Source organism: Mycobacterium sp. E1747 (assembly GCF_001667775.1).
Lineage (GTDB): Bacteria > Actinomycetota > Actinomycetes > Mycobacteriales > Mycobacteriaceae > Mycobacterium.
This window is the reverse complement of record NZ_LZJI01000183.1, coordinates 104,543-116,998: the sequence shown is the minus strand read 5'-3', so window position 1 is coordinate 116,998 and position 12,456 is coordinate 104,543. Positions and strand designations below refer to the sequence as shown.

Sequence of the window (12,456 nt, the reverse complement as noted above, 5' to 3'; positions counted from 1 at the left end):
GTAAGCGAAGCCGCTTTGTCCGCGGAGGACGCGGGGCCGCGCGGGACCGCGCGGCGTCAGCGGGGCAGCCGGGCGGCCAGGGTGTTCACGCCAGGCCCGGCGAGGTCGGCGAGCGCCGCCGGCCGGCCGGACATCGCCATCAGCAGCGCCTCGCCGGGCCCGGTGACTTCCGTTCCGCGGCCGTGTTCCCAATCGAGGTCGGTGGCGCGCAGGTGCAGCCCCCGGATTCGGCGTCCGGCCCCCAGCCGCGGGTTGCCCGGCACCAGATCGAGGACGCGCTCGAGTCGATCGGCAGGGACGACGCGGGGCCGGTTCAGCGCGCGGCGGATGTCTTGGTGATGGATCGTGCCGTCCACGAGCGCGATCATTCCGCCGAAACCCGCTGTCAGCCCCTGTGGTTGGAGATGGCCCCGCAGAAAGTCGAGCAGCTGATCTGGACTCCGGTCGGCGAACTCGTCGACGCCCACCTGGTTGGCACGGACGACCCAGCCCTTCGCGAAGCGTCTCATCAGCCCCAGCGGACCGAGCTCCTCGTAGCTGATGGTATGCGCGACAACGTCTTTGACCGTCCAGCGGGTACACAGGCTGGGCGCCTTCCACTGCTCGGGCGTCAGGGTGGCCAGGAACTCTGCGAGGTCGGCCCGCTCGTCGCAGGCCATGCTCATCAGGCTTGCCGTCATTGCCGGTCCCGAGCGGGCAGCAGGCGGGCATAGCGATCCAGGTAGAGCGGCCAGCCCGCCTCGCCGTCGACGCCGTCCGCGACGGACTGCCAGCCGGGACCGTGGCGATCGAGGTGACGGTGTTCGAGGTCAACCCGGGTGCGCTCACCGGGCTCAGCGGTGAACCGCACCTCGACTTCGCTGGTCTTCGACTGGTCGGACTCCACTTGCCAGGTCGGGCCGATATCCCAGCTGAACACCAGGCGGTGCGGCGGCTCGTAGACCAGGATCCGGGCCCAGCGACACACGCTGCCGTCAATGCCGCGGTCATAGATGTGCCCCCCGACCCGCGGCTCGAAGATCGTCTCGGCGATCGGAACCGCGAGCAGGTTGTGCTCCCGCGGTTTGAAGTCGCCGAATTGTTCGGTGAAGACCGTGAAGGCCCGCTCGATCGGCGCGTTGACGACGATGGTGTGGGCGACGCTCGAAATCCGTTGATTCACCTGCTTTCTCCTTTGCTCTCGTCGATTTTCTGGGCGTAGCCGGCCAGGGCCTGCGTCCAGAACCGGTCCAGGTCGGCGCGCAACGCCTGCAGCCCGGTGTGGTCGAGTTGGTACATGCGTCGCGTACCTGCGGCACGGTCACGCACCAGCCCCGCGGACTTGAGCACTTTGAGGTGTTGTGACACCGCCGGCCGGCTGACGGGCAGGTCGCGGGCCAACTCGCCGACCGCCGACGGGCCGTGAGCGAGGCGTTCCACGATGGCCCGCCGCGTCCCGTCGGCCAGGGCCAGCCATACGTCACCGTTTTGGTAAGTGGTCACGAACGGTAAGCGTAGACTTACGGATAATCGCGGGCAAGACCCGTCGAGAAAGCGGTCGCTAGCTCTTGCGCAGCGGCGCGGGGCTCCACAGGCCGCCGCGCGTGGCCGTACCCAGCTGCAGGCGGGCGGGCTGTGCGCCGGCGACATATGGCGTCAACCGTTGCAGGGAGCCCCAGTCGCGTGACCAGTCGTCCTTCAGATAGGTCGCCATCGTGGTCGCCTTCAGCAACAGCTCGGTGACGCCGAGCGGGCCGCCGCCGTTGTTGTCCATCACCGGCGAGTTGGCTTCGGCGCCGAAACGGTCTGGCAGGATCCGCCATTTCGGCGTCTCGTCGACGCCGTTTTGATGGCTGAACGGGCGCTGGCAGGGAAACGCCAGGCCGACCAGCCAGTCCAGGAACACCGGGTCCTTCGAGCCGACGACGTCCTGCAGTGTGCGCAGCTGCGGGATGCGCGGCGGGGTGAGCGCGATCCAGTGCTGCGGCGCCAGGTCTTCGTCGTCGGCGACCAGCCGGATCTGGGTGGCGTCGGCGGGGATCGCCGACAGCGGCAACCGCAGGTTGCGCCACGCCGGGGAGGCGCCCACGTCGGAGAACTGGAACGACCCGCCGGGATGCCCACCCGCCGCCTCCGCATCGGTGGCCCACTGGACCTGCACCTCACGGGGGTCGAAGCGGCCGGCCGCGCTCACCACCAGCAGTGGCCGCGCCTGGTCGCGGGCGGGAAGGCGGTACCAGCCCGACCGCAGGTGGGCGGGCACCTGGATGCCAGGACGCCAGCTGCCCAGGACCGGCGTGCGAGAGGGATCCAGGTTGTAGGGCAGCTGGGCCACCGATCCGTTGATTCCCGGCGCCGGATTGGTGCCTCCCTCGGTGCCGGCCTCGGCGCCGGTGACGAGCCTGTCGTCGTTGATGAAGCTGCGGTCGCCCGGACGCTCCATCACCGGATCGGCGCGGACGTCGGCGGGAATCCCGTTGGGCGTGAACGCTTCCGACAGGCCCGCGCCCAGGGCGTCGCCCAGCGAGGCGCTCACCGGCGACAGCGCAGCCGCGCTGGGGTCCTGTTCCACCAGGACGTCCTCGGCCAGGCCGCAGGACTTGCCCATCAGCGCCTGCAGGTTCGAGCGGCCCACCGACCAGGCGGGGTATTGGTCGGTCATCGCCAGGGTCAGCGACGCCACCTCGAACACCACCAGCAGCCAGGTCGCGATTGCCAACGGGGACTGGATGATTCCGGCGAATCGTGCACCCAGGCGGGTTTTGGGTGCGCCGTTTTCGGGATCGACGAAGTGGAACCACGCGGCCAGCAGCAGCACCACGACCGTCAGCGCGAGCAGCGCGGTGGCAAAGGCGTAGTGCCAGGCGGGGAACGAATTCGACCATGGCACACCGAAATTGGAGACATACCACCAGCCGTTGACGCTGGCGAAGGACAGGGCCATGAGGAACAGCACCGCGGCCGCGAACATGGTGCGGTTGCGCCGCGACCGCATCGCCACGGAGGTCACGGCGACGGCGGCCAGCGCGCCCAGCGGCCCGGCCAGTCCCGCGAAGACCCCATAGTGGTGGGTCCACTTGGTGGGCGTGAACATCATCGCGATGAAGGAGATGATCGTGATCCCGACGATGCGGCGGCTCGGCCCGGCGGCCGTGCCCGGAATTCGGCCCTTGCGCAACGACATTGCGACCGTGATCGCGAGAGCCAGGACCAGGGCCAGCACGGCGAAGCGGCGGGCGACCGAGCCGTCGGGACTGGCCATGAACAGGCGCTCGTAGCGGATGTGTTCGTCGAACCAACTCAGGCTGGGGCCGACGGCCCGCTTGAGCATGCTGGCCTGGATCTCGCCCGCCAGGGTCTGATCGCGGAAGATCAGGATGGCGGTGACCGTGACCGCCGCGAACAGGGGCGCCACCAACGGCAGTGCGCCGAATCGTTTGGACCTGCGGTGCAGGATGGTCCGCAACGGCCCGATAGCCACCAGCAGGGCGCCGATCGAGGCGATGCCGGTCGGCCCGGAGAACAGCGTCAGGGCGCCGATGATGCAGGCGACCGCGACCGGCAGCAGCCGGCTGGTGGCCACCGCGCGCTCCACCGAGCACCAGGTCAGCAGGATGCCCAGCGCGATGATCGGCTCGGGGCGCAGCCCGTTGTTGAGCGGCAACCACACGGCCAGGAACATGCCGGCCGCGGTCCACGCCGCGCCGCGGTTCTGTTTGACGGCGTGCCCCAAGCGGGGCATCACCTCACGGCTGATCACCCACCAGCAGGTCAGCGCCATGGCCAGGGTGGGCAACCGCATCCAGATGCTGGCGGTGCTGACATGCGCCCACACCGCGAGCAGGTCGTAGTACCAGCCGAAGGGCGCCTCCGGCGTGCCGAACCAGCGGTAGTAGTTGGCCATGTAGCCGGCGTGCTCGGATACCCGGGCCATGGTCAGGATGTAGCCGTCGTCGGAGGTGTTGGCGCCGACGAATTGCCAGCACACCAGGACGGCGATGACCAAGGCGTCCAGCCCGCCGATCGACCACCAACGCGACGGCAGGAAGCGGCGATGCCGGGTGCCGTCCGCGGTGTCGAGCAGGTGCAGCGCGGCCAGGGCGGCGGCCGTCAGCACGACCCCGAGGATCATCGCCGCCATCTTCAATTCGGTAGGGCTGCTGCTGTAGCGCGTATCGATGGTCGCCGAGAAGCTCAGGCCGGGCGGCGTCGGCCCGCTCAGGTCGGTGAAGACGCCAACGATCTGCGGACGGAAGTCATAGCCGCTCTTCTCGCCACGCAGCGGCGAGCCGGGGTGCTCGGCGTTGGGTCCCTGCGTCAGGCCGACGAATTCGGCGGTGACCTTCTCGGCGTGCGCGGTGAAGGTGAGCCGCTGGCAGGCCGGGCTGAGCACCTGGCTCAGCGGGGCGGTCACCACCGCGACGTTGCGCACCACCACCACCAGGTAGTCGTTGGCGCGCTGGATGAGCAGCCCGCGGTCGACGGCCTTGGGGGCCTGCTTGGGCACGGTGGACAACAGCACCGTCTTGCCGGCGTTCCGCGGGCCGGCCAGCCCGGCGGCGGCCTGACACGGCACGGTGATGTTCAAGTCGGTCGCCACGTAACCGATCAGGGGGGCGTCGACGCTTTCGAACGTGCCGTTTTGCGGCCAGTTCAGCTGGGCGGTGGTCTGGTTGACCGGCAGCAGTGGGGTGGCGATGGCCAGTAAAGCCCCGAGCAGCCCGGCGACGATAGCAACCCACCGAGCGATCCGGTGGTTCGCTCCCGTGTCGGTCACGGTGCTAGATGCTAGTTCTTCGACGTGGGGCGGCCCCTTTTGAGGCACGGTGTCGGTGCTCATCAGCGGCCCGGCACCGGCTTGCGGATGGCCAGCACGAACGGGCCGGCAGTTTGGACGACGAACTGCGGGCTGTCGAAAAGGGCGGCCCGCAGGTCAACGGTGTAGCGGCGGACGTTGGGCTGGTTGGGATACACGTCCTCGGCGAGCCGCAGCGTGTAGTTGCCGTTCGCGCCGCGGCGCATCAGGAACACCGTGGGCGGCGGCCAGGGGCAGGTGTCCAGCGCGCGCAGCAGCTCGTCGGCGGACTTGAGTTTGGACCACTTGTCGATCTGGGCGGCCCGCAGGTCGAACTGCGCCAGCGGGTTGGCGTAATGCGACGTCAATCCCTGGAATCCCCAATAGGGATAGAAGGACAGGAAGCTGTAGTCGGCGGTCATCACGACCGTCTGGTCGCGGGGCCGGCCGGTCACGGTCACGATGGCGTGGTCGATGTCGGGGTAGAACTTCTCCGAGCTGGGCGGTCGCCGGTCGCCGCGCTGGCCGTTGCCGTCGGTGTCGGTGTAGGCGACGGTGAGGTCCGGGCGCAGCACGTCGGGGATGTCCTGGCTGAACGCGATCGCGGCGGCCAGCCCGACGGCGCCGGCGAGGGGCAGGACGGCCCGTCCGCGCGCGGAGAGCGCGCGCACCGCCTCGACGAAGCCGAACGCCCCCGCGGCGACCAGCAGCACGGTCAGGGTGGGTTGCAGCCGGAACGACAGCAGCGTGGTGCGCGCCAGCGTGGTCAGCATCGACAGCAGCGACCACAGGTAGATGGCCAGCACGCCGATGGCCAGGGCACCGGCCCGCACCGACGACCGGGCACGCACCACCAGCCACAGCGCACCCAGCAGGCAGATCGCGCCCAGCAGCGAGAACTGCAGCATCGGGAAGGTCAGGACGGCGCCGTCGGACGGCAGGTAGTGCGCCGCGCTGCCGGAGTTGCTGACCGGGCTGCGGACCGCCCGCAACAGGAAAGGAAGCCAGGTGGTGCTGCCGATGGCGGCGGCGATGACGGCGATCACGGCCAGCCGGCGCAGCGGGTCGAGCGCCGCCCCGAACCCTCCTTGTCGCCAGCGCGCCCCGGCCAGGGCGAGGCCCATCACCGCGAACGTGAAGGCGATGAAGCCGAACAGCAGCAGGTACCAGGTGGCGGTGAACCCCAGGAAGAGTCCGGCGGCGATGACGGCGGCCCACCCGCTTCTGGCGTCGGGCGATGGTGTCTCTTGCCCGTCGAGCGTCACGCCAGCGTGCCCGTCGGCGCCTTGCGTCACGCTGGCGTGACGCTCGCGCTCGCCGGCACGCAGGCCCGACCAGGCCAGCACCAGCACCGGCGGCAGCAGCACGGTGATCATCGCCGCGTACGGTTCGGGCGAGCCGTAGGCCAGCGTCGCCGCCGCCGTCGCGGTGGTGACGATCAGCGCGTACTCGAACCGGACCATCCGCCACCACAACACCAGGGCGACGGCCACGGCGATCGTGATGGAGGTGACGGCCCACGGCTTGTAGATCTCCCAGGCCGGCGTCCCGCTCAGCGTCGCGGCCCGCCCGCCGATCCAGAACCAGCCCGGCGGGTAGAACGGCGGCAGTCCAAGGTAGGTCATGTCGCGCAGGGCGGGGCTGTCGGCCAGCCGGGTCAGGTACTCGGTGCGGAACTGCTGGTCGACGGAGATGCCGAACAGATACAGCTTGGTCGCGCCCAGCGGCATGCCCAGGGTCACGACGGTGAACGCCGACACGAACACCAGCCCGCCCAGCCGCGCCGGCCACCGCCACCGCCGCCACGCCCAACCCGCGGCGATCAGGCCGGCCAGGCAGCCGACCTGGCCCACGGTGGTCAGCGCGTGCAGCTGATTCGACGACGGGAAGGCCGGCCACTGGACGCCGGAGATGGCGACGAGCGAGACCGCCGCGACGACGACGGCCACCGCCACCGCCACGAACATCTGGCCGAGGCTGGCCAGTGCGTTACGCATGATCAAATGGGCAGCTTGCGGAAGATGGGCCGGGGGATGTGTCGCAACACCATCATCACGTATCGAAATGCTCCTGGCGCCCAAACCAATTCCTTACCCTTAGCGGCCGAGGTGACCGCAAGGTTGGCGACGTACTCCTTGTCGACGGTCAGCGGCGCTTCCTTGACGTGCGCGCTCATCCGGGTGCGGACCTGGCCCGGGCGGATCACCAGGACGCGAACCCCGTACTCGCGCAACGCTTCTCCGAGACCCAGATAGAAGCCGTCCAGCCCCGCCTTCGTGGAGCCGTAGACGAAGTTGGACCGCCGCACCCGCTCCCCGGCGGCCGAGCTCATCGCGATGATTTGGCCGAAGCCCTGCGCGCGCATCTTTTCGCCGAGTAGAACCCCCACCGAAACCGCTGCGGTGTAGTTGATTTCGGCGGCCAGGACGGCCTTGCGCTGATCCTGCCACAGCTCCTCGGCGTCCCCGAGGATGCCGAAGGCGACGATCGCCACGTCGACGTCACCGTGGGCGAAGGCCGCATCGATCGTCTTGGGATGGCTGTCGGCGTCGGTGGCCTCGAAGTCGATCAGCTCCACCGACCGCGCGCCGGCCGCCTTCATCTGGGCGACGGCCGCGTCGCGACCCGGGTCACCGGGCATGGCGGCCAGCACGATACGGGCGTGCGCGTTCTGCAGGTAGCGCTCACAGATGGCCAGCCCGATCTCGGAGGTACCGCCGAGCAGCAGGATGGTCTGCGGATTTCCCACGGCGTCCAGCACCATTTACAACAGCTCCAAACGTCGGGCCATGTCGGAGGCGAATACCCCGGCGGGATCCACCTTGCGGCGCACCGCGATCCATTCGTCGATGCGCGGGTACATGGCGTGGAAGGTCTCGGCGCTCGCGCGGGAATCCTTGGCGGTATACACCCGGCCGCCGAATTCCAGTACGCGCCGGTCGAGTTCGTTGAGAAACTCGTTGATGCCGGGCTTGTTGGGGAAGTCCATCGCGACGTTCCATCCGGCCATCGGGAAGCTCAGCGGCGCGCGGTTGCCCGGGCCGAAGAGTTTGAACACGTTCAACGCCGAGTAATGGCCGCGGGTCTGGATCCAGCGGATGATGGCCTTGAACTCGTCCATCGCGTCCGGCGGGACCAGGAACTGGTGTTGCGCGAAACCCGTTGGGCCATAAGCATTGTTCCAGCCGCTGACCAGGTCGAGCATGTGGTAGAACTGCGACAGGTTCATGATCTTGCCGGTGTAGGTCCCGCCCAGCCGGTAGTACACCTCGCCGATGGCCATGAAGGAGAGCTTGTTCATCGCGCTGACCGGAAAGATGTTCGGCACCGTCAATAGCTGGGGGGCATCGAATTTCAGCGGATTCTTGGCCAGCTTCGCCGGCAGTTGGTCCAGCTTGGCCAGGCTGCCGCGGCTGACCGCGGCCCGGCCGAGTTTGGGTGGCGGGCTGATCAAGTCGAACCAGGCGCTGGAGTAGGTGTAGTTGGCCTCGCTGCCGTCGAGGTGAATGGCGACCGTTTCGTCGAGGTCCTTGGTGGCGACGCCGTCGGCGATGAAGTACGCCGTCTCCGTCGGCGTCATCTCGATGGTTGCGCGCAGCACGATCCCGGTCAGGCCGTTGCCGCCGACGGTGACCCAGAACAGTTCGGCGTCCTCACCGTCTGGGGTGATGGTGCGGACGGTGCCGTCGGCCATGAGCAGGTCCATCGAGCGGACGTGGTTGCCGAAGCTGCCCGCGCTGTGGTGGTTCTTGCCGTGGATGTCGCAGGCGATCGCGCCGCCGACCGTGACCTGGCGCGTGCCCGGCAATACCGGCACCCACAACCCGAACGGCAGCGCCGCCTTCATCAGCTGGTCCAGGCTGACCCCGGCGTCGACGTCGACCAGCCGGGTGTCGGCGCTGATCGAGTGGATGCGATTCAGCCCCGTCATGTCGATCACCAGGCCGCCGCCGTTTTGGGCGTTGTCGCCGTAGGACCGGCCCAGGCCGCGCGCGATGACGCCCCGCCCGTGTGGGCCACCGGATTCGGCTACCCGGGCGACGGCCTTGGCGATCACCTCGGGATCGCGGGTGGAGAGCACTTCGGCCACCGACGGCGCGGTGCGGCCGAAGCCCATCAGCCGGGTGGTGGTGGTTCCAACGTCGGTGCTCAACATCGTCAAAGAGGGTACCGCTTGCGCAAGTGGCTCAGCGGATGCGGAAGATAACGGCTCGCTGCACGATGAAGTTGATGACCGTCGCGGTGCCCTGCGCGATCACGAACGCGACGGGGATGGCCCACCCGCGGTAGTGCAAAAGCGCCAGGCACAGGTGGTTGAGCCCGACCTGGACGGCGAAGGTGATGCCGTAGAGGATCATGACCGCGACGAAGCGGGCGGTGCTGGGGGCCGCCTGGAACGTCCACCGGCGGTTGATCAGGTAGGCGGTGATGGTGCCGACGACGAAGCTGGCGGCCTTGGCCAGGTCGACCTGGACGCCAACCGCTTTGTACAGGGCCAGGTACAGGCTGAAGTCCACGATCCCCGCCAGGCCGCCGGTGACGACGAAGCGCACCACCTGTGTCGTCAGGCTCAGCTGCGGGCTGGGCGGAGCAGCATCGGGCGGCGGGGCAACCATCGGGGGGAGTCTAACCGGGCCTATGGGCCGCGCCGGGGACGCTACGGGACGCTTTAGCGGGGCAGCTTGACCGCTATCAGCTCGACCTGGTCCTCGCCCTGCGGCGTCGAGTAGGTCACCGTGTCGCCCGCCTTGTGTCCGGCCAGGGCCTGGGCCAGGGGGCTGCGCGCGGTCAGCGTCTCACCTTCCCGGCCCACCGGAGTCTCTTCCACGATCGAGATCACGTGCATGGTGACCACTTCACCGTCGGAGAACCGCAGGGTCACCTCGGTGCCACCGGGCAGCGTCTCGGATGATGCGTCGGGCTCCGACGGCCCGGTCCGCAGCCGGCGGTCCAGCTCGTTGATCCGGTCGCTGAGCCCCACCAGCTCCTCGGCGCGCTGGATCGCCTCGGCGGCGTCGCCGTGATCGCCCACCATGCCGCGGTCGTTGCGGACCTCGACCTCGAGGCGGTCCCGCCGCTGCCGCAGCCGCTCCAGCTCCGCGGCCAGGTTCTCCCGCGCCGCGTCCGCAGCGGATTGCGCCTTCTTGCTCACGTCGGACCTTTCGCCCAGTTTGCTCGGGTGGCGTTCCAGTGTCGCACCACGACGGGGGCGGCCGCCACTGTTATTGAACAAGCGGCAATTTTGCTCAGTGGCTGGTCGAGCCCGATTCGGAGTTGGTGGTGAGCGGCGGCGCGCCGTTTTCGTCGTCGTAGTCGTCGACGGTGCCTCGCAGGGCGTCGAAGATCGCGCGGCCCTGGGCGACCAGACCGCTGGCCACCTCGGTGAGCCCCTCGGCGCCGTTGAGGACGGTCACGTTCGCGTTGGCGAGCCCCCGCGCCGCCTTCTCGACGATCTCGGGCAGCTGATCGATCAGTGCCTTGTCCAGCGCGACGCGGTTGTGCGAGGCCGCCGCCTCGGCCTGGATCTTCATCTTCTCCGCGTCTGCCACCGCCAGGATCCGCACGCGTTCGGCTTCGGCCTCGGCGGGCTTGACCACCTCGGCGACCAGCTCCTGCTGGCGCAGCTCGGCGGCGCGCTGGGCCAGCTCGGTGCGCATCTGCAGCACCTCGCGCTGGGCCTCGGCCTCGGCCAGCGGGCCGGCCTGGGCCGCCTCCGCCTGCGCCTTGTCGACCTCGGCCTTGTACTGCGCCTTGACGATCGCGGTCTCGCGGGCGAATTCGGCCTGCTTGCGCTGCGACTCCTGCTCGGCTTCGGCGGCCGCCTGATTGGCCTGGGCCTGGGCGATCTGCGCCTGCTGCTGGATGGCCGCGTTGTGCGGCGCCGACATCGCGTTGATGTAGCCCAGGCCGTCGTCGTCGATGGACTGGATCTGCAGCGCGTCGACCGTGAGGCCGATCCGGGCCATCTCCTCCTTGGAGCCGTCGAGGACCTCGGTCGCCAGCTTCTGGCGTTCCCGGATGATCTGCTCGACGGTCATCGACCCGATGATCGACCTCAGGTGGCCGGCGAAGATGCGCCCGGTCAGCACGGACATCTGATCCTGTTCGGACAGGAATCGCTGGGCGGCGCTGGTGATGCTCTCGGTGTCGTTGCCGACCTTGAAGGCGATCACCGCCCGGACGTTGAGCGTGATGCCCTGCTGCGTCACGCATTTCTCGGCCACCTCGGCCTCACACATCGCCAGCGTGAGGAAGCGGGCCTTGCGGAAGAACGGCATGATGAAGGCGCCGTGGCCGGTCACGACGCGGAACGGGGCGTTGCTCTTGCTTCGCCCGCCCGAGACCAGCATCGCCTCGTCGGGGGCGGGCACTTTGTAACCGAGCATGGGGTCTCCTTTTGGTTTCGCTGTTGTATCCCGGCCAATCCGGGTCGTCAATTCAGATCAGGCGAGGCCGTGCCAGGGTTCGACGACCACCGTCCGGGCGCCCCTGACCTCGACCACCAGCACCTGAGCACCCTTCGGCAGGGGATCGTCGGACCACGCCAGAAACGCTTCCTTGGCGCCCCGCACGCTGACCAGCACCTCGCCGGCGCCATGGTCGCCGCGGGTTGCCACGGTCAACGTCCCAACGCAGCCGATTGCCGAGGCGTCGCTCACGAACGCATACTGCCGCATCGGCATTGCCGACGTCGTGTTTCGTTTAAACGGGTCCCGCCGTGAGGGTGACGACGTTGTTGCGGCTCTCCCGCGCCTTGATGCGGGACACCCAGACGCGGCCGCCGGTCGCCCGCGCGACGATGCCTTCGACCGTCTCGAACGTCCAGGCGGCGGTGCCCGCCATCCCGGTGTCGTCCATGATCCGCAGGTCGATGACGCCCCGGTCGGCCAGCACCTCGAACAGGTCGCGCTGCGGGTCGTCGACGGCGATCAGCGTGGTGTGGTCGAACTGGCCCCGCAGCGCCGTCTTGACGCGGTCCAGGGTGTTCTCGTCGATCACCGCGTCGGTGCCGGCTTCGGTTTCGGCGCAGGCGAACTCGATGTCGAAGGCCCGCTCGTAGCCGTGCAGGAAGAAGCGCTTGCCCTGGTTGGCCCACGAGCGGTGGCAGCAGGGCAGGTTGTCGAACAACCTGCGCAGGTGGAACCTGGCCGTGCGGCCCAGCGGCGCGTCGGCGCGGTGGATGGTGGCCACGCGGGCCCCATCGGCGAAAGCGGTGTTACGCATGGGCTGAGCGTCCGGCGCCGGCCTTGCGGGATCCTCAACGAATTCTTGGAGGGTGATCGCGGCCTATCGTGGTGGTTATGAACGTCGGTCGCATAACGAGGTCGACGAGCGCCGCGGCCATGCTGGCCGTCGTCGCGCTGCTTGCTGCGGCACCGGCCGTCGCCGACCCGTCCGACGACGCCTTCCTGGGCGCCCTTGCGGACAACGGGATCATGATGAGCGATCCGCGCGCCGCGATCTCGATGGCCCGGAGTGTGTGCGCGGGACTCGACAGAAACCAGAAGTCCAGCGTGCTGGCGATGAAGGTGATGAAGGGTGCCAGTCTCTCGGCGCGACAAGCCGGATTCTTCGTCGGCGCTTCCGTGTCCGCCTATTGCCCGCAATACAAAGGGCAGATTGACGGTTCGTTGGACTGGCTGAATCCGCTGCCGCCCCTGATGTGAGCTACCTCGATTGCC

At 68.7% G+C, this 12,456-nt stretch carries 13 protein-coding genes; 1 reads left to right on the top strand and 12 read right to left on the bottom strand.

Annotation, left to right across the window (positions count from 1 at the left end; genetic code table 11):
* Nucleotides 1-56: 56 nt before the first annotated feature.
* The 12 genes from A5695_RS17660 to A5695_RS17605 form a co-directional block, all read right to left on the bottom strand.
* Entirely contained in the window at nucleotides 57-680 is a 624-nt protein-coding gene (locus A5695_RS17660; protein WP_068084752.1) for a maleylpyruvate isomerase family mycothiol-dependent enzyme, read from the bottom strand.
* Nucleotides 677-1,162: an SRPBCC family protein gene (locus A5695_RS17655; protein ID WP_068084749.1), complete on the bottom strand. Its 486-nt coding sequence runs from the start codon at nucleotides 1,160-1,162 to the stop codon at nucleotides 677-679. Before A5695_RS17655 ends, A5695_RS17660 begins: the two co-directional genes overlap by 4 nt.
* Nucleotides 1,159-1,482, bottom strand: coding sequence for a helix-turn-helix transcriptional regulator (locus A5695_RS17650; RefSeq protein ID WP_068084745.1), 324 nt, complete (start codon nucleotides 1,480-1,482; stop codon nucleotides 1,159-1,161). Before A5695_RS17650 ends, A5695_RS17655 begins: the two co-directional genes overlap by 4 nt.
* Before the next feature lie 58 nt (nucleotides 1,483-1,540).
* Nucleotides 1,541-4,819: an arabinosyltransferase domain-containing protein gene (locus tag A5695_RS17645; RefSeq protein WP_156749718.1), complete on the bottom strand. Its 3,279-nt coding sequence runs from the start codon at nucleotides 4,817-4,819 to the stop codon at nucleotides 1,541-1,543.
* Nucleotides 4,819-6,771 (bottom strand): galactan 5-O-arabinofuranosyltransferase, encoded by a 1,953-nt coding sequence (locus A5695_RS17640; protein WP_068084737.1) that lies wholly within the window; start codon nucleotides 6,769-6,771, stop codon nucleotides 4,819-4,821. Before A5695_RS17640 ends, A5695_RS17645 begins: the two co-directional genes overlap by 1 nt.
* Nucleotides 6,772-6,773: 2 nt before the next feature.
* A complete protein-coding gene (locus A5695_RS17635; protein WP_068084735.1) occupies nucleotides 6,774-7,538 on the bottom strand; it encodes a decaprenylphospho-beta-D-erythro-pentofuranosid-2-ulose 2-reductase in 765 nt (254 codons plus the stop codon).
* On the bottom strand, nucleotides 7,539-8,930 hold the full coding sequence (locus A5695_RS17630; RefSeq protein WP_068084731.1) for an FAD-binding oxidoreductase: 1,392 nt from the start codon (nucleotides 8,928-8,930) through the stop codon (nucleotides 7,539-7,541). It abuts the gene before it with no gap.
* 31 nt (nucleotides 8,931-8,961) lie between these two features.
* A complete protein-coding gene (locus A5695_RS17625) occupies nucleotides 8,962-9,327 on the bottom strand; it encodes a GtrA family protein (protein ID WP_156749721.1) in 366 nt (121 codons plus the stop codon).
* A gap of 116 nt (nucleotides 9,328-9,443) precedes the next feature.
* Nucleotides 9,444-9,926 carry a GreA/GreB family elongation factor gene (locus tag A5695_RS17620; protein ID WP_068084726.1) on the bottom strand — a complete coding sequence of 161 codons (483 nt, stop codon included), beginning with the start codon at nucleotides 9,924-9,926 and terminating at the stop codon, nucleotides 9,444-9,446.
* A 94-nt stretch (nucleotides 9,927-10,020) separates the two neighbouring features.
* Nucleotides 10,021-11,160, bottom strand: a complete 1,140-nt coding sequence (locus tag A5695_RS17615; RefSeq protein WP_068084722.1) for a flotillin family protein — start codon at nucleotides 11,158-11,160, stop codon at nucleotides 10,021-10,023.
* 57 nt (nucleotides 11,161-11,217) lie between these two features.
* Entirely contained in the window at nucleotides 11,218-11,433 is a 216-nt protein-coding gene (locus A5695_RS17610) for a hypothetical protein (RefSeq protein WP_082946156.1), read from the bottom strand.
* Between the two features lie 43 nt (nucleotides 11,434-11,476).
* Nucleotides 11,477-11,998, bottom strand: a complete 522-nt coding sequence (locus tag A5695_RS17605; RefSeq protein WP_068084720.1) for a 6-carboxytetrahydropterin synthase — start codon at nucleotides 11,996-11,998, stop codon at nucleotides 11,477-11,479.
* 119 nt (nucleotides 11,999-12,117) lie between these two features.
* Between A5695_RS17605 and A5695_RS17600 the strand changes: the two genes are divergently transcribed.
* The gene (locus A5695_RS17600) at nucleotides 12,118-12,441 is read left to right on the top strand and encodes a DUF732 domain-containing protein (RefSeq protein ID WP_231974883.1); all 324 of its coding nucleotides are present in this window, start codon (nucleotides 12,118-12,120) and stop codon (nucleotides 12,439-12,441) included.
* Nucleotides 12,442-12,456 lie beyond the last annotated feature (15 nt).